Origin of the sequence: Sulfurimonas sp. NWX367, assembly GCF_039667065.1 — a bacterium.
In the GTDB taxonomy this organism is placed as follows: Bacteria; Campylobacterota; Campylobacteria; order Campylobacterales; family Sulfurimonadaceae; genus Sulfurimonas; species Sulfurimonas hydrogeniphila.
This window is the reverse complement of the sequence record NZ_JALCZM010000002.1, coordinates 147,689-169,286: the sequence shown is the minus strand read 5'-3', so window position 1 is coordinate 169,286 and position 21,598 is coordinate 147,689. Positions and strand designations below refer to the sequence as shown.

General features: G+C 40.8%; 20 protein-coding genes. 9 read left to right on the top strand and 11 right to left on the bottom strand.

The annotated features are described in order from the left end of the window. Nucleotides 1-20 precede the first annotated feature (20 nt). The gene (locus MNY28_RS05390; RefSeq protein ID WP_346389141.1) at nucleotides 21-1,238 is read right to left on the bottom strand and encodes a flagellin; all 1,218 of its coding nucleotides are present in this window, start codon (nucleotides 1,236-1,238) and stop codon (nucleotides 21-23) included. Between the two features lie 218 nt (nucleotides 1,239-1,456). Between MNY28_RS05390 and topA the strand changes: the two genes are divergently transcribed. The 4 genes from topA to MNY28_RS05370 all read left to right on the top strand — a co-directional run bounded on the left by topA (nucleotide 1,457) and on the right by MNY28_RS05370 (nucleotide 6,417). After that, nucleotides 1,457-3,688 carry a type I DNA topoisomerase gene (gene topA, locus MNY28_RS05385; RefSeq protein ID WP_346389140.1) on the top strand — a complete coding sequence of 744 codons (2,232 nt, stop codon included), beginning with the start codon at nucleotides 1,457-1,459 and terminating at the stop codon, nucleotides 3,686-3,688. A gap of 153 nt (nucleotides 3,689-3,841) precedes the next feature. Beyond that, nucleotides 3,842-4,369: a YfcE family phosphodiesterase gene (locus MNY28_RS05380; protein ID WP_346389139.1), complete on the top strand. Its 528-nt coding sequence runs from the start codon at nucleotides 3,842-3,844 to the stop codon at nucleotides 4,367-4,369. Then, nucleotides 4,362-5,207, top strand: coding sequence for a biotin synthase (locus MNY28_RS05375; RefSeq protein WP_346389138.1), 846 nt, complete (start codon nucleotides 4,362-4,364; stop codon nucleotides 5,205-5,207). The genes MNY28_RS05380 and MNY28_RS05375 overlap by 8 nt, the downstream gene beginning before the upstream one ends. 52 nt (nucleotides 5,208-5,259) lie before the next feature. Next, the gene (locus tag MNY28_RS05370) at nucleotides 5,260-6,417 is read left to right on the top strand and encodes a cation:proton antiporter (RefSeq protein ID WP_346389137.1); all 1,158 of its coding nucleotides are present in this window, start codon (nucleotides 5,260-5,262) and stop codon (nucleotides 6,415-6,417) included. On the opposite strand, the gene MNY28_RS05365 is transcribed toward MNY28_RS05370, so the two are convergent. The 3 genes from MNY28_RS05365 to MNY28_RS05355 are packed head-to-tail and all read right to left on the bottom strand — an operon-like array spanning nucleotide 6,414 to nucleotide 8,802. After that, on the bottom strand, nucleotides 6,414-7,370 hold the full coding sequence (locus MNY28_RS05365) for an NAD(P)-binding domain-containing protein (protein ID WP_151901336.1): 957 nt from the start codon (nucleotides 7,368-7,370) through the stop codon (nucleotides 6,414-6,416). The two genes, MNY28_RS05370 and MNY28_RS05365, sit on opposite strands and share 4 nt — an antisense overlap. A 41-nt stretch (nucleotides 7,371-7,411) precedes the next feature. Further along, complete coding sequence (msrA, locus tag MNY28_RS05360) at nucleotides 7,412-7,939, bottom strand: peptide-methionine (S)-S-oxide reductase MsrA (protein ID WP_151901337.1); 528 nt, start codon at nucleotides 7,937-7,939, stop codon at nucleotides 7,412-7,414. Next, a complete protein-coding gene (locus tag MNY28_RS05355; RefSeq protein ID WP_346389136.1) occupies nucleotides 7,936-8,802 on the bottom strand; it encodes a 2-dehydropantoate 2-reductase in 867 nt (288 codons plus the stop codon). The genes msrA and MNY28_RS05355 overlap by 4 nt, the downstream gene beginning before the upstream one ends. A gap of 305 nt (nucleotides 8,803-9,107) precedes the next feature. On the opposite strand from MNY28_RS05355, the gene MNY28_RS05350 reads away from it, so the two are divergent. The 5 genes from MNY28_RS05350 to MNY28_RS05330 all read left to right on the top strand — a co-directional run bounded on the left by MNY28_RS05350 (nucleotide 9,108) and on the right by MNY28_RS05330 (nucleotide 14,992). Further along, entirely contained in the window at nucleotides 9,108-9,689 is a 582-nt protein-coding gene (locus MNY28_RS05350; RefSeq protein WP_346389135.1) for a class I SAM-dependent methyltransferase, read from the top strand. Then, nucleotides 9,689-11,488 carry an asparagine synthase (glutamine-hydrolyzing) gene (gene asnB / locus MNY28_RS05345; protein ID WP_346389134.1) on the top strand — a complete coding sequence of 600 codons (1,800 nt, stop codon included), beginning with the start codon at nucleotides 9,689-9,691 and terminating at the stop codon, nucleotides 11,486-11,488. The genes MNY28_RS05350 and asnB overlap by 1 nt, the downstream gene beginning before the upstream one ends. A 170-nt stretch (nucleotides 11,489-11,658) precedes the next feature. Next, nucleotides 11,659-12,870: a dicarboxylate/amino acid:cation symporter gene (locus MNY28_RS05340; RefSeq protein ID WP_346389133.1), complete on the top strand. Its 1,212-nt coding sequence runs from the start codon at nucleotides 11,659-11,661 to the stop codon at nucleotides 12,868-12,870. Continuing rightward, nucleotides 12,848-13,720 carry a DMT family transporter gene (locus tag MNY28_RS05335; protein ID WP_151901346.1) on the top strand — a complete coding sequence of 291 codons (873 nt, stop codon included), beginning with the start codon at nucleotides 12,848-12,850 and terminating at the stop codon, nucleotides 13,718-13,720. The genes MNY28_RS05340 and MNY28_RS05335 overlap by 23 nt, the downstream gene beginning before the upstream one ends. A 90-nt stretch (nucleotides 13,721-13,810) precedes the next feature. Then, the gene (locus tag MNY28_RS05330; RefSeq protein ID WP_346389132.1) at nucleotides 13,811-14,992 is read left to right on the top strand and encodes an FAD-dependent oxidoreductase; all 1,182 of its coding nucleotides are present in this window, start codon (nucleotides 13,811-13,813) and stop codon (nucleotides 14,990-14,992) included. 32 nt (nucleotides 14,993-15,024) lie between these two features. On the opposite strand, the gene MNY28_RS05325 is transcribed toward MNY28_RS05330, so the two are convergent. From MNY28_RS05325 to recA, 7 genes are read right to left on the bottom strand one after another with little or no spacing between them, the layout of a single operon-like run. Then, a complete protein-coding gene (locus tag MNY28_RS05325) occupies nucleotides 15,025-16,065 on the bottom strand; it encodes a CNNM domain-containing protein (RefSeq protein ID WP_151901348.1) in 1,041 nt (346 codons plus the stop codon). A 14-nt stretch (nucleotides 16,066-16,079) separates the two neighbouring features. Beyond that, entirely contained in the window at nucleotides 16,080-17,408 is a 1,329-nt protein-coding gene (gene mgtE, locus MNY28_RS05320) for a magnesium transporter (protein ID WP_151901349.1), read from the bottom strand. A gap of 19 nt (nucleotides 17,409-17,427) precedes the next feature. After that, on the bottom strand, nucleotides 17,428-18,171 hold the full coding sequence (locus MNY28_RS05315) for a DUF481 domain-containing protein (protein ID WP_346389131.1): 744 nt from the start codon (nucleotides 18,169-18,171) through the stop codon (nucleotides 17,428-17,430). A gap of 15 nt (nucleotides 18,172-18,186) precedes the next feature. Further along, a complete protein-coding gene (locus tag MNY28_RS05310; RefSeq protein WP_346389130.1) occupies nucleotides 18,187-18,837 on the bottom strand; it encodes an AMIN domain-containing protein in 651 nt (216 codons plus the stop codon). 46 nt (nucleotides 18,838-18,883) lie between these two features. Then, on the bottom strand, nucleotides 18,884-19,162 hold the full coding sequence (locus tag MNY28_RS05305) for a hypothetical protein (protein ID WP_151901352.1): 279 nt from the start codon (nucleotides 19,160-19,162) through the stop codon (nucleotides 18,884-18,886). A 7-nt stretch (nucleotides 19,163-19,169) separates the two neighbouring features. Continuing rightward, a complete protein-coding gene (gene eno, locus MNY28_RS05300; RefSeq protein ID WP_346389129.1) occupies nucleotides 19,170-20,435 on the bottom strand; it encodes a phosphopyruvate hydratase in 1,266 nt (421 codons plus the stop codon). A gap of 41 nt (nucleotides 20,436-20,476) precedes the next feature. Next, nucleotides 20,477-21,514: a recombinase RecA gene (gene recA, locus MNY28_RS05295; RefSeq protein WP_151901354.1), complete on the bottom strand. Its 1,038-nt coding sequence runs from the start codon at nucleotides 21,512-21,514 to the stop codon at nucleotides 20,477-20,479. Nucleotides 21,515-21,598 lie beyond the last annotated feature (84 nt).

Here is a 21,598-nt window from a genome sequence, read left to right as displayed (position 1 = left end):
AGCTTGAGAATTTATAAAAACTACTGAAGTAGTCTTAAAACATTTTGTTGAACGGCATTTGCCTGACTCATAGCATATGAACCTGACTGTGCAAGAATATTCAATTTAGAGAAGTTTGCACTTTCCGCAGCAAAGTCGACATCTCGAATTTGAGATTCTGCAGCTGTGACATTCACCTGTGTAATCGATATATTTCTCACTGTAGATTCAAGCTGATTTTGAACCGAACCAATATCTGAACGTGTTGCATCTATATCTTTTAGTGCATACGAAGCAATAGTAATTGCTTTTTGTGCATCTCTACGAGTAGTTACATCAACTGTTGACAAGTTGTTATTTAAACCGGCAGCAGTATTTGCAATAATTGCAGTTGATTTTCCATCTGTAACACCATCACCAAGTGTCATACCAGTTAAATCACCAGCAGAATCTATACGGATTCCATACTCCGGATTATTTACAGTCGAGCCTGTTGCTTCAATGATTGAAGCTCTTACATCCGCACCTGCAACCTGTGCCTGTTGATTAAACTTGTCAACAACAGCCTGCGCTATCTCATATCCGGAAAGATCAGCACCAGAAGCAAAAGAGATAGTAGATGTAGATACTGTAGCAGTCGTCCCATCAGCATTTACAACTGTAACAGAAAGTGAAGCTGATCCACCAGCACTGTTTGCAGCACCACTAAGTCTTGAAAAACCAACACTTGTTTCAGCTAAAGAAAACTCAGCTACTTGTGAGGTTTGTGTATCACTAATGGAAAGTTTTACAGTCTCTCCGGAATATGCACCAATTTGGAATGATTTATTTTGGTATGCACCGTTTAAAAGTGTCTGACCATTAAATGAAGTCGTTGAAGCAATGTTCTGTGCCTCTTCAAGAAGTCTGTCAATATCCGCCTGAATTTTTTTACGAGAATCTAATGTTTGCCCGTCAGACGCTGCTTGAATTGCTTTCGTTCTGACAGTATCAATAATTTTAGTATACTCATCCAAAGCACCGTCAGCAGTCTGTGCAACACCAATCCCGTCATTTGCATTGTTGATAGCCTGACCGAGACCCTGTGCCTGTTGACGCAGTGAGTTGGCGATTGCCATACCAGAAGCATCATCTGCCGCTTTGTTAATACGCAGACCTGAAGATAAAGCATTTAAACTTTTGTCTAAACCCAAGTTTGTCTGTGTTGCATTACGCAATGCATTCATTGCCGCAACGTTTGTGTTAATTCTAAAACCCATAATAAATCCTTTTCTATGGAAGAGCTTTCGCTCTTTGTATTTTTTGTTCTCTAAAAGGCATCCTTGCCTTGAGACTGTAACAATATCGTCAGTCAAAAAAATAACTTTAATTTTTTTTGCAAATTTTATAAATTTAAAAATATTTCCTTATTTTATTCTTTTTCGCTACACTTCCAAAACCAAAAACCAAATCACTATACTATATATAGGAAAACTATTTGAACTTAATAATCGTCGAATCACCCGCAAAAGCCCGTACTATCAAGAACTTTTTAGGCAAAAACTATGATGTCATTGCCTCAAAAGGACACATCCGGGATTTGCCAAAATCCCGTTTTGGAATTACAATTGATGAAGAAACTCATGAAATCATTCCCAAATACTCTGTCGCCAAAGAAAATGCGCCAACTGTCAAAGAGATAAAAGAAAAAGCCAAAAAAGCCGACACAATTTACATCGCGACCGATGAGGACCGCGAGGGAGAAGCAATTGGGTGGCATATTGCCCATGCTATCAAAAAAGACCCCGAAACACTCCCGCGTATTGTCTTTCATGAGATTACAAAAACAGCCATCAAGCATGCACTTGAGAATGCAAGAAAAATAGACATGGACATGGTAAATGCCCAACAGGCCCGTCGTCTGCTTGACCGTATTGTAGGCTACAAGCTCTCACCTCTGCTTGCTTCTAAAATTCAAAAAGGCTTAAGTGGCGGGCGTGTGCAAAGCTCGACACTCAAGCTTGTCGTAGATCGTGAACGCGAAATCAAAGCCTTTGTTCCTCAGGAATACTGGACCATTGACACTCTTTTCAAGCCAAATATCGAAGCCAATCTTATCAAACACAAAGAGCAAAAAATCTCCAAACTCTCCATAGAGAACAAAGAACAGGCAGAGGCAATTGCCCAAAGTGTCAAAAATGATGACTTCAAAATTGCAAAAATTGAGACAAAACAGCGAAAAAGTGCCACACCGCCGCCATTTATGACCTCAACCCTGCAACAGGCTGCTTCAAGCAAACTCGGATTTACCCCGAAAAAAACCATGATGGTCGCCCAGACTCTGTATGAAGGTGTCAAAACTCCAGACGGTACTTCAGGGGTCATTACCTATATGAGAACCGATTCCCTCAACCTCGCACAAGAAGCCGTGGGTGCAGTTCGAGGCATCATTGAGAGCCGTTACGGCAAGAAATACCTGCCGAAAGAACCAAAGGTTTATACGAAAAAATCAAAAGGCGCACAGGAGGCACACGAGGCCATCCGCCCGACTATGCTGCAGTTTACACCCGAAGTGGCACAAAAATTTTTAAAAGCCGATGAAATCAAACTCTACCGCCTCATATATGAGCGTTTTATGGCATGTCAGATGGAAGATGCGCTCTTTGAGCAGCAAAGCATTATCTTTAAAGGCAATGAAAATGAATTCCGTGCAAGCGGACGAAAACTCATTTTTGACGGTTTTTATGCGGTCACAGGAGCAGAAGACAAAGACAAGCTTTTACCTACTTTAAAAGAGGGTGACAAAGCTGAAATTCAGAGTGTAAAACCCGAACAGCACTTCACAGAACCGCCATCGCGTTACTCTGAAGCAAGTCTGATTAAAAAACTCGAATCAGAAGGCGTCGGGCGTCCATCGACCTATGCCCCGACAATTGCGACACTCTCCAACCGTACCTATGTGACCATAGAAAAAAAGCAGATTATCCCGACAGAAATCGCTTTTACCGTGACAGAGATTCTGGAGAAAAACTTTCCAAATATCGTTGATATTAACTTTACGGCTGAAATGGAAGAAGAACTCGATGAAATCGCCGAAGGCAAAGTGGACTGGCAGAAACTGCTCCTTGAGTTTTATGAAAAATTCATGAAGCAGATAGAAGCAGGAAAAGAAAACATTGTCTCGCTCAAACTTGCCAAACCGCTTGGGCGCACCTGCCCTAAATGCGGTGAACATGAACTGCTTCTGAGAAGCGGACGTTTTGGAAACTTCATCGCATGCTCCGGTTTTCCAAAATGCAAATATACAGAGCAGTGTGACGAAGAGGGCAATCCTGTTGAGAAAAAAGAGACAACTGCCGATGAAAAGTGTGACAAATGCGGTGCGGATATGATAGAAAAGAATGGCCGTAACGGAAAATTTCTTGCATGTTCAAACTACCCTGAATGCAAAAATACAAAAAGTATTAATGTCGAAGAGAAAGTGAGTGAAACTCCTTGTCCTGACTGCGGCGGAAAAATCAGCCTGAAAAACTCTCGCAGAGGCCCTTTTTGGGGCTGTGAAAACTATCCTGAGTGTAAATTTATCTCAAAGTTTGAGCCGACAACCATTAAATGTAAAGAAAAAGGATGCACAGGTGTACTTGCGCCTCGTACCTACAGAAATAAAGAGGTGTACGAATGTGTAAAGTGTAAAGCGCGTACACCAAGAGAAGAGATAGACAAGGCTTAAAATCCTTACTCAGTCGGCACTAAAGTACCGATTCCGCAATACCCTCGGAACCCGTACTTTCTATGCTAAAGCATGACTTGTGAGAAAAACTAAATTTTTTTCTGTAGTGCGGGCGAAAGTGGCAGAGAAGTTACAGAAGCAGAGGATAAAAAATTGAAAATAGGCATACTCTCCGATACACATAAAAAGGTCAAAAAGGCAAAAGCCGCCCTTGATTTTTTGGTGCAAAACGGAGCCGAGTTTATTATACATGCCGGAGATATTGTCGAAAAAGAGGTACTGGACCTGCTTGAAGCATGCGGGAAAAAATATATAGCCGTTTACGGAAACAATGATGCCCATTTAGTACAATATCATAACAGGTACCACCTGGTTCAGGAACCCTACTATTTTAAACTGACAAATACAAAATTCAAGTTGATGCACCTGCCTTTTTATATGAGCAGAGATGCCGAGGTTGTCATCTTTGGACATACACATCAGTTTGAAGTAGAGTTTGCAGGGGGTACACTCTTTTTAAACCCCGGTGAAGTGTGCGCACGAAACAAACCGCTTTCTGAGTGTGCCATGCTTGAAGTTTTAGAAAAAAAATTTATAGTAAAATACTATACAAAAAAGAAAGAGCAGGAGCAGTATATGCTCACAAAAACTTTTTCTTATGAAAGGCAAAAAAGTGAGTGAAAAAATATTTTTATGTTCCATTTGTAATATCAACAGCGGTACATGTAAAGAAGACTGTAAGTTTTGTTCGCAAAGTGTGCGCTACAAAGCAGATATAGAGCGTTACAAACAAAAGCCTGTGGATGCCATCTGCCAAGAAGCCATTACGGCAAGAGACAACGGAGCCCTTGGATTTTGTCTTGTCACTGCAGATAAAGGTTTAACTGACAAAACACTCAAATTTGTTTGTGATGTTGCCAAAGAGGTACAAAAAGTCGCCCCTGAATTACGTCTTATCGCCTGTAACGGCACAGCAAATGTTGAGCAACTCCTCACACTCAAAGAAGCAGGTATCAAAGCCTATAATCACAACCTTGAGACAAGTGAAGCCTTTTATCCGCAAATTTGCACAACCCATCCCTGGAGTGAACGATATGAAACCTGCCAAAATGTCAATAAAGCCGGCTTGGTACTCATAAGCGGTGGAATTTTCGGGCTTGGTGAATCACAAGAAGACAGAATTTCTATGCTCGAATCTCTCAAATCACTCAACCCTGCTTCGGTTCCTATTAACTTTTATCATCACAACCCTGCACTTGAACTTGAACCAAATCCTTTAACAGTGGATGAAGCCCTCGCACTCATCAGGTTGACACGCGAAACACTTTGTGATGCCGAGAGAATTATGGTTGCCGGCGGTCGCGAACTTATGTTTAAAGAACGTCAGGCAGAAATTTTTCAAAACGGAGCAAATTCCATTGTGATAGGAAACTACCTCACCACAAAAGGACGTGTTATGAGTCAGGATCTGGCAATGTTGCAGTCTCTTGGTCTTGATATTGCAAAAAGTGTGCAATAAAAGCCCTGCACACGGGTTATAACCCGGATTTTTAAAATAAAAGGAGAAAAGTATGACTGATAATATTATACTGATTGTTACCATATCGCTTATCATCATTTTTTCTCCGTTTTTTGCCAAAATTTTACGGCTTCCTACAACACCCATTGAAATTATTTTAGGTTCTCTTTTAGGATATGTAGGCTTCTTGCATGATGAACATCTTTTTGATTTAGTCGCTGAATTCGGGTTTTTATATCTGATGTTTATTGCAGGAACAGAGATCAATTTAAAAAATGTACTCAAAACACCTGTCTCTGTTATGAAAAAGGTTGTTGTCTATCTTGCAGTACTTTATGGATTCTCCATCGCCTTTTCCGTACAGTTTGATTTGGGAAAAATCTTTATCGTTTTGTTACCCCTCATATCTGTAGGACTTGTCGCCACACTGGCCAAAGAGTATGGAAAAACACCCTGGATTGCTCTTTCCATGACAGTTGGGGGCATAGGTGAAGTTGCAAGTATTGTGATACTTACTATAAGCTCTGCAGCACTGAAGTCTGGTTTTGGATTGGGACTTTTTCAAACAATCATGGCCCTTTTGGCATTTTTGCTTTTTATGTTTCTTCTTTTTCGCTCTATGCAGCTTCTGTTTTGGTGGTTTCCCAAAGTCGCTATTGCCCTTATGCCTCACAATGACAACAAAGAACAGGACATCCGTCTCTCTATGGGAATCTTTTTTCTGCTTATAGGGGCTATGCTCTTTTTGCATCTTGAACTTGCTTTTGGGGCTTTTTTAGCCGGTATCTTCATTCCGACTTTCTTTGAGCACAAACATGAATTGCCTGAAAAGCTTGCTTCTTTCGGATTTGGATTTTTAATCCCTATATTTTTCATTCATATCGGGAGCTCTTTTGACCTCAACGCCCTCTGGATCAACGGACTCATACGGGAGGCTGTCATCATCACAGTGGTAATGATTCTTATGCGGCTTATTGCCTCTTTGGTGTTTATAAAAGAGCTCGGACTAATTGACACGGTTCTGTTTGGACTTTCTCACTCTATGCCTTTGACCCTGCTTATTGCAATGGCCACTCTGGCATATACTGCTAACTCTATTGATCAGTTGCACTATTATGCTTTTATTTTGGCCGCACTGTTTCAGGTTATCAGTATCATGATTATTATCAAACTCATACATATTTATAAAATGCGAAAAGCAAAAGACTAGACTTCACTTTTTCCTTTAATATATCTGGCAATATCATAGCCGTGATTGAGTCCAAGCGCAATGCTGCCGCCGCTCTCCTGAGTAATATCTCCGGCAACAAAAAGTCCTTTGATGTTTGTCTCATAATGTTCATCATGTACAGGTTTGCCGTCTTTTTCTTCTATGCCCGAACTTGCCAAAAATGTACTTGGTGTCGTTCCGCCTATGGCATAGATAACTCTGTCAAATGTTTCAGGTTCTCTTTCGCTGAAAAGCACTTTGACTCTGCCCTTGTCATCTTCGAGACCGTTGATATTTATACCTAAAATCGGTCGGACATCTCCCTGTGCAATCGCATCGGCAATATTTCTTTGATTCGTAGGATTTGCCCGGCGGAAACTCTCCCGTCTGTAACAAATGGACACATCATTATGCTCACTTAAATCAACTGCATACTCTACAGCACTGTCACCGCCTCCGACAACAAGAATCTTTTCTCCCTGTGAGCATTCATCTGTTGTATAGTTAATTTTCTTTCGTATAGTTGGAGGAATTTTGTAGCTCGGTTTGTTTGGCTTCCCCATCCGTCCGATGGTCACAACTACATTTTTTGCCTTAATGCTCCTACCTGCCATGTGGACTTCAAAGTAGTCTTCTTTTTTTTCTATAGACTGCACTTCCACCTCTGTTTGCAGTTCTACGAGATGTTCTTTTAAAATTTCATCAAAAAAATCGAGTGTCGTCTCTTTGGTACCGTCTATAAAATGGATACGGCCGTTGAGTTCGACTTTTTGTCCTTTCCATTCCAAATCCACACGCTTGTTTTCTTTGTAATATTTACGAATAGTCGAGTTGTGATTTGTGTCTTTTTCAAGCAGCACAATATCACGGACACCCTGAAGGTAACTTTCAACAGCAGTGGCAATCCCCGCAGGTCCGGCACCGACTATAGCCAATTCATATATTTTTTCCATAAAAACCGCCTCTATGATAATCTAATCATAGTTTATCACATTTAGGCTAATTTATCAGGAAACTTTGTCATAAATTTTTGCAGTTTTGGCGCGATAACCACCTGGCAGTAGCCTTGCGAAGCATTTAAATTATAATAGTTCTGATGATACGGTTCCGCCGGATAAACCTCAGGCAGAGGGCTTACCTCAGTTACGATCTTATCGGAAAAGTCCTGCTGATGTTTTGCAATAGAATCTTCAATCACTTTTTTTTGTGCTTCATCCCCATAGTAAATAACAGAACGGTACTGTGTTCCTTTGTCCGCACCTTGCTGATTCAGTGTTGTCGGGTCATGTATTTCAAAAAATATATCCAAAATCTCACTCAGACTGATAACATCTGCGTCATAGGCAATATCGACAATTTCAGCATGTCCGGTTGCACCTGAACAGACGTTTTCATAACTCGGGTTGGCTCGGGCGCCTCCGGCATAGCCGCTCACCGCCGAGAGTACCCCCTTGACATTTCTGTACACCGCTTCTATACACCAAAAACACCCGCCGCCTAGTACAATTCGCTCTTTTTTCATTTGTTTTCTCTCTTTTTTAACTCATTATAGAGTTTTTGCATAAAAGGCTTTTGAACATATCCACTTAAATTCTCAAGCTCAGTTTTTTTGCCGTTTTTAAAATCAAGAGCCATGGACGTAGAAGCATCATAAGGCACTTTTTTTGCCGTTTCCAAAGACTTTTGCACCTCATCGAAAATATCTATGCCCTGTGTCTCTTTTGCAAATTCGGCAATTTCTGTTAAAAGTCTTTCTGCCTCCTCATAATGTTCTTCGTAAATCGTGCCGATACCTGTCTTGTAATATGAGGTCAATGTCGCAAAAGCGGCAATAAATATATATTTTCTATACAAAGCTTCTTTGATATTTTGCGGTGTTTTGTAACGCAGGCCGGCTTTTTGAAATATATCTGCCACAGTTTGGACAGCCGCCTCATCTTCTCCTCCAAAGAGTGCCGCAAAGACTTTTCCTTTTTTGCGAATCACACCCGGGGATTCAATATGCGAAAGGATGTAGATGCAGCCGTCAAGCACTCTGGCATCACAGCATGCACGCAATACATCACCGTTATTGACCCCGTTTGAAAAAGAGAGCAGAATCGAGTCTGCGTTGATGTGATTTTGCATACCTTTGCAAGAAGTTCCCAAATCATAACTTTTGACACAAAACATCACAACATCATATATGCCCTCCGCTTCATCCGGATGCTTTACATGTAAAGGAACACGCCACTCTATTTCATCTTCTGTAATCTTTATTCCCTCTTTCTGTATGGCTTTGAGATGTTCTCCCCGTGCAAAACCCGTCACATCCAAACCGCTTTTTGCAAAGGACGCCGCCAAATATCCGCCGACACCGCCTAAACCGACTATTGCAATTCTCATATATATTTCCTCTGTTTCAATTTTTAAGATACCCCGCCCGCACTGAAGTACGGGTTCCGAACAACACACCTTCCACTTTTCCGGAATCGGTACTTCAGTGCCGACTGTTGCAACTTTCAAGCCACTCTCAGCCCGCACTGAAGTACGGGTTCCGAACAACACACCTTCCGCTTTTCCGGAATCGGTACTTCAGTGCCGACTGTTGCAACTTTCAAGCCACTCTCGCCCGCACTGAAGTACGGGTTCCGAAATGCCGGCTTTTTTACATAACTATTATATAATAGCAAAAGTAAAAAAGGAGCCTTATGCCGCGTATAGACAGTGAAAAATTTTACACAGCAGCACTTCAAAAGCACGGCATCTCCGCATGCGGTCTGCACTGGTCCTCTGATGCGCATCAAAGTATACGGTTTGACAAAATTTTAGAGATGCTCGGCGATGATCTTACACAGAGTACCATCGTCGATGCAGGCTGCGGTTTTGGAGATTTTTACAGATTTTTACAAAACAACGGTGTACATGTAAACAAATATATCGGCATAGATTCGCTCCAGGAGATGTGCGACATTGCCCGCGAAAAAACAGCGTGTGAAATCATCCGTGCCGATATAACAAAAGCCAGACTTCCTGTGGCAGACTATTACATCTGCAGCGGTGCACTCAATATACTCACACCTTTTGAAACACAGCTTTTTGTACGCAACTGCTTTGCCTCTTCAAAAAAAGGTTTTATTTTCAATGCCCTCTACGGCGACAAGGAGAGTGATGTTTATAATTATATAAATATAGACACCATCCATACCCTTGCAAAAAGCTTACATGTAAAGCATACCCGTTTGACAGAGGGCTACATAGAACATGACATTACCGTAGGATTTTTCAAATAATGTGTGCAGTTTTTGGCATAATCGGCGAATATAATGAGAATCATGCAAAAAGCGCCTTGTCTCTTCTTGTGCATCGTGGACCTGATTACTGTGGTATTGTGCAAAAGAAAAATCTCTTTTTTGCCCATCAGCGCCTCAGCATTGTTGATGGCCACCACAGAAGCCATCAACCGCGCAAACACAACAATATTTTGCTCTCATTCAACGGAGAGATATATAACTTTAAAGAGTTAAAAAGAGAACTTGATTTTGACTTTCAGACACACAGCGACAGTGAAGTCATCATTGCCGCTTATCTGAAATGGGGCGTTGATTTTGTCCAGCATCTGCGCGGTATGTTTGCCATTGCTTTAATGGATGATGACACGCTTTACCTTTTTCGTGACAGACTCGGGAAAAAACCGCTTTTTTATATGCAAGGGGAAAGTTTTGTTTTTGCCTCGGAAATCAAAGCGCTCAAGCCTTTTTTGTCTACATGTAAACTCAACAATGATGCTCTGCTCTCTTATCTCTCTTTTTTGGCGCCGACTCCGCCGCATACTTTTTACGAAGGTATTCAAAAACTTTCAGCAGGTGAGTACCTTACATGTAAAGAGGGCCGCGTTACATGTAAACACTACTTTGACCTGCTTGATGTCACTCCAAACATTATAACAAACAAACACGAAGCTTTGCGTGTGTTAGGAGAAGAGTTAGAACATTCCATTCATCTGCGCTTAGACTGTGATGTTCCTATGGCATCACTGCTTTCTGGTGGTATAGACTCTGCAACACTCAACTATTTTGCCAAACAAAACAACACACATTTGCAAACATATACACTCGGTTATAAAGAATTTGCAAAATATGATGAGAGAAAAAATGCCAAAGCAAGTGCTGAGTTTTTAGGTTTGGACAACATCCAGGTGGAAATAGATGAAGATGATTTTATCCGTGCAAGCGACAAAGTGTTAGATACACTTGACGAACCGCTTAATGATCCTGCTGCCGTGCCTTTGTATCTGTTGTTTGAGCGTATTCAAAAAGACGGATACAAAGTTGTACTCAGCGGAGAGGGTGCGGATGAGCTTTTTTTAGGCTACCGACAGTATTTTGAATATCTAGACATTGAAAATGCCGCAGGTTTGGCACACAAAAACTGGCTCAAAAAATATTTCCGTGCCAATTTTTCAATGAACAGAGAGTGGGAGTGGTACAAGCGGATTTTTGACGACTCGCTTCTTTTTCGTACAAGCGGTGAAAAATTTACGGACCTGCAAAAAAACCAGCTTCTCAGGCGCAATGTCAAAGATAACGAAAGCCTCAAATACCTGCAAAGTTACAGAGAACGCTTTGAAGCCTCTGCCCACAGTGATGAAAGTATTTGGTACAGCTATATTGACCTCAATATTTTTCAGGCGGAGCATTTTTTAACCAAACTTGACCGTGTTTCCATGGCACACTCCATAGAATCCCGTACCCCGTTTTTGGACCATAAACTGGCATCTTTAATTTTTGGCATAGATCCAAAGCTGCGTTATGAAGACGGCATCACAAAATCACTCTTAAAGCAAATCATGACAGACAAACTCCCTGATAAGATACTCACACGGAAGAAAAAAGGCTTTTCCAATCCTTATATGGAGTATCTCATCAGTTCCAAAAAAATTGATCTCATTCAAGAGGTCAATGTGCAAACAGGGATGTTTCACAAAAAAAAGTTAGACGAATATATAAACACCGCATCAAGGGGGAGTTTTAAGCAGCATGTATGGGGACTTTATGTACTATCGTATTGGATAAAGAAAAATCTGCTTTAGTCCGGGCTGAGAATAGCAGGAAGAAGCAACAGTCGGCACTGAAGTACCGATTCCGGAAAAGCGGAAGATGCTTTTGTTCGGAACCCGTACTTCAGTGCGGGCTGAAAGTGGCTGAAAGTACCGATTCCGAGAACTCAATAATATTTACAAAGAAACAGAGGAAATGTAGAATGATCAAAAAAATAAAAAAATATGCAACGACAAATACCCTTGTCATCTTCGGTATTGTTTTGGGTGTTTTGTTTGGCATCTTTTTTCCCGAACTCGCCCTCAAACAAAAGATGATAGGAACCGCCTTTGTCTATTTTTTGAAGATGCTTGTCGTGCCTCTTGTTTTTGCCAGTATATTTGTCGCTATTCTTGGGCTTGGTTCTATTGAACATTTAAAACGGATGGGCCTCAAAACTATAGGGCTGTATGTTTTGACAACCGCTCTTGCCGTTACTGCCGCCATTGCTGTCATGAATATTTTTCACATTGGCGAGCATGTCAGCAGCAGTGGTCTTGCCTATGAAAAAGCGGCAGCACTGGCTCCTTTTTCTTTTGAGAATATGATTTTAAGCTTCATTCCTACCAATATATTTCATGCTCTTTCTGAGGGCAAGATGATGCAGATTATTATATTTGCCATTCTTTTTGGTGTGGCATCTCTCTACCTTGTTCCAAAACAAAAAGAGGCGCTCAGCACCCTCTTTACAGCCATCAGTGAAGCTATGCTCAAAATGGCAGAGTGGGTGATACTCCTTACTCCCATCGGTGTTTTTTCGCTCATCTCCTATGTTATTGCCGAGCAGGGAATTGATGTTGTCTTTGGGCTTTACAAATATGTTTTGGTCGTTATCGGTGTCATCATTTTTCATGGACTTGTCACACTCCCTGCAGTCCTGCGTTTTTTTACAAAAGTAAATCCCTACAGCTATCTCTCAGATGTAAGAGAAGCCCCGATTATGGCATTTTCCACAGCATCTTCTGCGGCTACGCTTCCTGTGAGTATGCGTGTTACCGAAGAGATGGGCGGTATCGACAAAAAAACTGCCTCTTTTGTTCTGCCTTTGGGGGCTACCGTTTCCATGGACGGTACAGCGGCCTATTTGAGTGTAGCTGTTTTATACATTGCCAATTTGGCGGGAGTCGCTTTGAGTTTGGGAGATCAGATTCTTTTAGGGATTACCGTTGTCGCGCTCAGTGTCGGTGTTGCGGCCCTACCGAGTGCCTCTCTTGTTATGATGGTGATTATACTCAACCAGCTTGGACTGCCTGTTGAATACATGGCTTTGATTGTAGCCGTGGACAGAATTCTTGATATGTGTCGTACCTCACTCAATGTCACCTCTGATTTGATTGTTACAAAAATAGTTGATGAATTTGAAAAACGACGATAGACGCTATGCGTATCTGCTCATTTTTTCCATGCTGCTCTGGGGCGGCGGCTGGACAGCTTTAAAAATTCTCACCACAGCAATGCCGATGGATGTCGTCATCTTTTGGCGGTTTTTTCTGATGAGCCTCGCATTTTTGCCCATTCTTTACTTTTTTAAAATTCCACTGACACTGACTCAGGGCTCATTCAAATATATCCTCGGCAGTTCTTTTTTAAATATAGCCTTTATGGTTTTTTCTTTTTTAGGCATAAAGTACGGTCTTGCGGGTGCGGGCAGTGTCATCATAACAACTTTCAGCCCTATTATGACCTTTTTGCTTGTTGCTGTGATTTTTAGGAGCAGACTCTCAACACGGCAGTATTTCGGGCTTTTGCTCGGGCTGGTCGGCGGCTATGTTTTACTCCAGCTTAACAATTTTTCTCTTTTTTTACACGGCTCAAATATCTACTTTTTACTCTGTGCCCTCATCTGGGCAGGAGTCACTCTGCTTTCGCAGCATTCGCAAAAACATATACATCCGGTCTATTACAGCTTTTTAATTTCTCTCATAGCTACTTTTTTCAGTTTTTTATATGCCTTCAATGCAGACCTTGGTGCTGTTTTTACCCAGGGAGCAAAATTTTGGACTGCCCTGATTTATCTCGCCGTTTTGGGACAGACTGTCGCAACAACCATATTTTTTATTGCCAGCGGGAAACTCGGCAGTCAGAGGACAAGCTCTTTTATGTTTTTAGTGCCTTTTTTTGCTCTTTTTTCTGCCTGGTTTATATTGGACGAACCCTTACAGTTACATATAGTTATTGGTGGACTTATCAGTATGTTTGCGGTATACTTTATAAACAAAAAGTAAAACTGACGATAAAAATAGCCAGTTTAATCTAATTTTAACATCAAATCAGATAATATACCTTATAACTGTAACAAATAAAAGGGTCAAAAGATGAAAAAAGTACTTATATTGGGAGGCGGTTTTGCAGGTGTTGATGCTGCAATCCACTTAAGAAAACTGAATTATGATGTTACTTTAGTCAGTAACAGAGACTATTTTTACATATATCCTACTTCCATCTGGATACCGACACATGAAAGTGAATTCCAAAACGTCTGTGTTGATTTGCGAGAATTGCAAAATGCACACGGGTTTACCCTTGTTGTTGACGACGTGACCGAAATATCAAAAAAAGAAAACAGTGTTACTTTGAAAAACTCAGGAACTCTTGATGATTATGACTATCTTGTCATTGCCATGGGTGCTGCAAAAATGAAAGCACCAGGCATAGAAAACACACTTTCTATCTGTGGCGCACCAGAACAGTCATTACAAATCAGAGATGCTCTGGACGTCCTTGTCAAAAAAGGAAGCGGCAAAATCTGTATGGGCTTTGGAGGCAATCCGAAAGACAGTTCGGCAGTGCGTGGCGGACCGGGATTTGAGCTCCTCTTTAATGTGCACAATATGCTCAAAGCAAAAGGCATCAGAGAGAATTTTGAGCTGACTTTTTTCGCTCCGATGGCTGAACCCGGCAAACGGATGGGTCCCCAGGCTCTGAAAATGATGGATGTTATGTTTAAAAAGCTAGGCATACAAAAACACTTTGGCAAAAAAATAAAACAGTTCGACAAAGACGGTATTGTATTTGAAGATGACACAAAGCTCGCCTCCGATTTTACCATGTTCATTCCTGCCGGAGACGGGCATGAAGTCATAAAGAATTCGGACTTGCCGACAAATGAAGCCGGATTTGTCAAAACAGACGACACCTCCTGCGTCTTAAACGAGGATGGCTCTTTAAGTAATATTTATGCCATTGGGGATGTTGCAGCACTCGAAGGATACGACTGGCGGGCAAAACAGGGTCATATTGCCGAGGTAATGGCAAAAAATACAGCACACAATATCGATCAGCGTGACAACGGCGGCAGTGATTTTAAAGGCTACCATGAGCATTTGAATATTTTATGCGTTATGGATACCGGAGACGGTGCGGCCTTTGTCTACAGAGACGAAAAACGTGCATTTATGCTTCCAATGCCTGTCATTGGACACTGGCTGAAAAAAGCCTGGGGATTATACTGCCGCAATTCTAAACTCGGTAAAATTCCTAGAATTCCCGGGATGTAAAAGTAGCTGTCCTAAAGAGTGTTGCACTCTTTTCAGCGTTCTTTCAGCTTCCGTTTGAGTTTCATTTTTCTTTTTGCCAGCTCTCTCATATCTTCGGTTGTATCGCTCTCATCCATAATCTCCAAGCCCAGTATTGTTTCTATACAGTCTTCAAGAGTGATTATTCCCTCTGTCTGGTCATAATTGTCTGTCACTAAAAACATATGGTCTTTTTTCTTTATAAACATATCCAGTGCTTTGCTTACCGGTATGTTTTCATTGATAATAAATATCTCTTTTTTGATATAAGACAAAGGTACATTGTCATCTTGGAGTGCCTGTTTAAATATCTTTTTTGTCAGTACCAGCCCTGTTACATTTTCTATGGAACCTTTAAAAATCGGTATCCGGGAAAATTTAAAAATTGCCGGCTGGGTCTTGATAACATCTTTGATGAGCATATCTTCATCCAAAGCAAAAACAACGCTTCGCGGCGTGAGAATTTCACTCACTTTGATATTGTCAAGATTCAGTATATTTTCAATGACATCTGACTCTTTTTCATCTATCACCCCTTCATCTTCACTCATCAACATACTCTCAAGAAGTTCCTGTTTTGTTAAAGAGTTGGAATCCTTTTTCCCTTTGGATATTTTATTTGTAACAGCCAGGGTCGTCAGTATTATAGGGTATGTAATCCATATAAAAACCCGAATAAAATATGCTGCCACAGGCGCCAGCTGTTTCCAGTAAATTGCCCCAATTGTTTTTGGAATTATCTCAGATATAAACAAAATTGCAAAAGTTAATACAACTGATACATACACAACGGCATCATTCCCAAATATTTTTGAAGCCTGTGCACCTACTGCCGCAGCACCGAGAGTATTAGCAATGGTATTTAAAATAAGCACCGAAGCAATTGATTTGTGAATATCTTCTTTGTGATGACGAAGAAGCTTTCCTACAGCAGGTTTCTCTTTTTCTAACACTGCCACATAAGACATATTGATAGAGAGTAATACCGACTCTAATATTGAGCACAAAAACGAAATGCCGACAGAAAGAAGAAAAAATATGAGTAATAGTTCCAAGTTTTACAGTTCCTTTAAAGTAATATATATTTTGCCAATGCCAAAAAGCTGAAAAAGCCGACAACATCAGTCACTGTTGTTAAAATAACAGTACTCCCTATAGCAGGGTCTATGCCAAGTATTTTGAGCAACAAGGGAATCATTGCTCCAAAAAATCCGGCCATTAACAGATTAATTATCATACTTAATCCAATAACTACTCCAAGCATCGGTATATGAAACCACAACCATGCTATTATACCCATTACTACAGCAAAAAGCAGACCATTCATCAGGGAGATGACAACCTCTTTTTTTATGGTTCTAAAGGCATCTGTCTGCGATATTTCACCCAAAGCGAGTTGGCGTACAACAACTGTCAGACTCTGCGTTCCGGCATTGCCTCCCATGGAAGCGACTATGGGCATTAAAACAGCAAGCGCAACCATGGAGTTAATCGTATCTGAAAACAAACCGATAACCAAAGAAGCGGCAATGGCTGTTAGAAGATTGATGCCCAGCCATGTTGCACGCTTTTTCGTCGCCTTGAGAACATCTTCATCCTCTTCCGCTTCGTCATCAACACCGGCAAGATTATACATCTGCTCTGTTGCATGTTCATTAATGATGTCATAAATATCGTCAGAGGTGATACGACCGACCAGGATCCCTTCATCATTGACAACCGGCATAACTGAAAGGTCATACTCTTTAAAATAGTTGACAACCTCTTTGATATCTTCCGTATCTCGTGCACTTTTAGGCTCAAAAGACTCTTCACTCTGCTCAATATTTTCTTTGACAGTCTTTGAAAAATCAAATATGAGCAGGTCATCCAGACCTACAGTATACAAAAGTCTGTTGTTGCTGTCTACTATAAAGAGATTTTGAACATTTTCGAGTTCATTCTCTTTTCTTAAACGGGCAAACCGTTTAATGACATCCTGAACAATTTCATCCTCTTTTGCAGTAAACACCTCAAGCTGCATGTAAGCACCGGCTTGATTTTCATCATACTTTTTGAGTTTTGCAATTTCATGTTTGTCTTCGGCATCAAGTTTGTGAAATACTTCTGAAGCTTTATCTTCATCAACATCTTCCAACTCCTGCATAAACTCAAGCTGATCATCCGATTCAAGTTCACTTACAGCATGAGAAAGTTCCTCTGCATTAAAATTTTCGACCACATCATCAAAATATCTGTCAGGCAGAGCCAGTGCAACATCGCCTACAAGGTCTTTTGGAACCAGTTTTATAGCCTCACTGAAATCTTTGTCATTTAAGCCTTTTAAAATTTTTGCTATTTCAGCCGGGTGCATTTCACTGCTGCTGTGTGATTGTAAATACTTATTCAGTTCTTTCATCTGTTATCTTATGTTCTTTTTAAAAATCATACACAAAACTTGTCTTTTGGGAAAAATCATATTTTTTTACTCCAATAGCAGGCCTTGTGTCCTGATTGTATGTCAATTCAAAATTAATTGAAAGCTGTTTGTATATTGTAACTCTTAATTCTGCTGCGTTGGATGCTATGGTATCACTCACCACATCTGCTCTGGGCTGGTAGTAGCCAATGTATGAAAATCTCACATTCCTGCTAAATCTGTTTTTATATGCAATATACATATTTAATCTTACATTATGCTCACTCGGATCAACATTTGTCGTATAGCTGATATATTCGCTAAAACAGCCAAATCCCACATAAATATTTCCATACCCCTGCATTTGTGTATGGTATCTCAGGCCAAGACCGGCTAACAGCCTTTTTTCTATCTTTGTAAACTTGTTTGTCTGGGACTGCACAAAAGCTTCCCAGTTCAAATGTTTCTTATAGAGTGTATGAATATAGCGCAGATGCGCATACGTGTTTTGTCTGTTTAACACTCCTGATGCTTTCGCGTAATTAAATGCTATATCGCTCCATGTCACATAGGAGCTGTTATTGTCATATATCATACGCAATCCTGCACTGTACTCATCGGTATCGGTATTGCCACGTGTTGTGGAAAAAGAGCCTTTAATACCGCCACTCAGCCCTGGCTGCTTTCCTATATCCACTGGTGCTATGGTAATGACAGCCTCCAAATTAACCAAAAACAGTACCAATATAATCAAAAACTTCATCTACAACCTTGTATTTTATAAAAGTGTAATTATATATCCGCCACGGATATAATCCAGTTTATAGCTGTAATACCCGTCGAGTTCTATCACAACCCTGTAGTAGCCTTTATGTGTTCCCAGTCGTATTTTTGTAAAAAGCGACCCCTCTTTTAAACTTTTTATCAGGCTGCCTATATCGGTATCACGCTTAAAATCACAGACAATTCTATGTGGTTTTACCAACAAAAAATTTCTCAGCATTTTATCTTTTGTCACAATCTTGAGTTTGTTCTTTTTGACATAAAATGCTATGAACTTTAATGATGCGACTTTTTTGTATTTTATTTTTACACTGCTTTTTTTTATCTGTTTTTCAATAAACTGTGTACTGTCGGATTCATTATAGTTTTGTGAAATAAAAACAGGCAAATGCCAGTCTATCGCATTTTGGATAGTGACTTTTTTATGTGCAATCGAACCGTCCAGGTTTTTATATGTCACGGTAACACTTTCAATCGTTCGTGCAGTTGAAGGTAATGTCACAGTGGCTCTTTTGAGCATCGGCAGTTTTGTTGTCTGATTGGATGTTAAAGGGGTATCCTGTCCACTCTGTACCGGGAAAAAGGGATTTTCTCTTGCATGAAGCATCATAAAAAAGAGACTTAAAAACAACAAAACTCTTATCATAATAACAAACCCTATTTTTTTAATACATTATAGCAAATTTATATGATTATTGTGCAGAAATTTCTTTGAGTTCAAAATACTCGCGTTGAAGTTCAGCATTTTCTTTTTTCAAATGCACCACTTCATTTTGAAGATAGTTCTCATACTCCTGCAAACCAAAGAGAACTTCAAGGGAGTTTGTACCGTACAAAAGTACACCCAAATATATCCCCAGTCCTATCACCAGAGCAAACAGGAGAAAAAACTTTTTTAAAGAGAGTCCCAGATATTTTTGAGTAATTGTCTGGGATGTGTCAATCTCTTCAAAAAGTTCTTCTTTGTTCATCAGGTACCTAGCTAAACAGTGCCGAACCTAAATACTCACTGTAGACTGTTTCATTTTCAATTTCCAGCAAACGATTGTATTTTGCAGTTCTTTCAGCTCTCGCAGTCGAACCTGTTTTAATCTGACCACAGTTAAGTGCCGTAGCAAAATCAGCAATAAACGCATCTTCACTCTCACCTGAACGATGGCTCATTACACAGGTGTAGCCGTTTCTTTGGGCAAGACGAACTGTCAGCATAGTCTCACTTACCGAACCGATTTGGTTTGGCTTGATTAAAATAGAGTTTGCTATACCTTTTTGAATACCCTCATTCAATATAGCGGCATTTGTAACAAACAAATCATCACCGACAATCTGAATTTTATTGCCGAGTTTTTCAGTCATAAGCTTAAATCCGTCCCAGTCATCTTCGCTTAATCCGTCTTCAATTGAGACAATCGGATACTTTTGACACAGATTTTCATAGTAGGCTACCAGCTCTTCACTGCTGAGTGTGCGATCTTCTGACTCCAGTCTGTATCCGCCCTCTGTAACAATCTCGCTTGCTGCAACATCGAGTGCAATCCCAATCTCTTCACCTGGTTTGTACCCTGCTTTTTCAATCGCTTCCATGATAACCTGAATAGGCTCCTCATTCGAACTCAGATCCGGTGCAAAACCACCCTCGTCGCCAAGCGCTGTACTGTGTCCTTTTGCAGCTAAAATAGATTTCAGGTTATGGTACACTTCAGCAGCGGCGCGTAAAGACGTTGCAAAATCTTCAAAGCCGACAGGCATAATCATATACTCTTGAAAGTCTACATTATTGTCAGCATGGCTTCCGCCATTGATGATATTGAGCATCGGTGTCGGCATAACCATTGCATTGGCTCCGCCCAAATAGCGGTACAAAGGAATATCAAGACTCTGTGCAGCTGCACGTGCAACCGCCATAGAAACGCCAAGAACAGCATTTGCCCCGAGATTTCCATAGTTTTGTGTTCCGTCAAGCTCTTTCATTGTTGCATCAATGACAGCCTGGTTAAAAGGACTCATCCCGATAAGCACATCAGAAATCTGAGAATTCACATTTTCAACAGCCTTTAAAACACCTTTGCCCATGTAGCGATCACCACCGTCACGCAACTCCAAAGCTTCACGTTTTCCGGTACTTGCCCCTGAGGGTACTATTGCGCTTGCGGTTGTTCCGTCACTCAGTCTTACTGTCGCTTTTACTGTCGGATTCCCGCGGGAGTCCATTACTTCAATTGCACTTACATCATCAATAAACATATATCATACCTTCTTAAAAATTTTAAATATTCAAAGGCTTTTTATGCGTCGGCTTCTGCTATATCAGAAGTATCCATCGTCATAAGAGAGCTCATGCCCATCGCCTGTTTAACCTTCTCTTCAATCTCAGCTGCAAGTTCCGGCTCATCTTTAAATTTCGCCTTGACATTTTCACGGCCTTGACCAAGTTTGGTCTCTCCATAAGAAAACCAAGCCCCGCTTTTGTCTATTATGTCTAATTTTACACCATAGTCAACGAGCTCACCCTCTTTTGAGATTCCTTCTCCGAACATTATATCAAATTCTGCCTGACGAAAAGGAGGGGCCACTTTATTTTTAATTACTTTTGCTTTGACTCTGTTACCAATTTGACTCTCCCCCTGCTTCAGTGAAGCTATACGACGCACGTCTATACGGACAGAAGCATAAAATTTTAAAGCATTCCCGCCTGATGTTGTCTCAGGTGAGCCATACCCCATCATACCGATTTTCATACGAATCTGGTTGATAAATATAATCGTACAGTTCATTTTGCTCAGCACACCTGTGAGCTTTCGCAATGCCTTAGACATAAGACGGGCCTGAACACCGACCTGCTGATCATTCATCTCACCTTCAAGTTCAACTTTTGGTGTCAATGCGGCCACGGAATCTATAACAATCAGATCAATAGCACCGCTTCGTGCAATCGTCTCTACAATATCAAGTGCCTGTTCAGCATAATCAGGCTGAGAAACCAGAAGATTGTCAATATCTACGCCAAGATTCTTCGCATAGATGACATCAAGTGCATGTTCTGCATCTATAAAAGCGCATACCCCTCCGGCCTTTTGGCATTCAGACGTAATTTGGAGCGCCAAAGTTGTCTTACCGGAGCTCTCCGGCCCGTATATCTCAACGACTCTTCCCTGCGGTACACCGCCTATTCCAAGTGCCAAATCAAGCCCCAAAGAACCTGTACTTATAGACCGGATCGGCACAATATCCTTATCACCAAGGCGCATTAAAGCACCTTTGCCAAAGGCTTTATCTATCTGCTTCATCGCCAAGTCTAATGATTTTTGTTTGTTTGCATCCATTTTGGACTCACTTATTATGAAATTTAGACTTATTTTATGCAAAAATTTGCAATATGCTTAAATTTATGTCATTTTGCCATATTT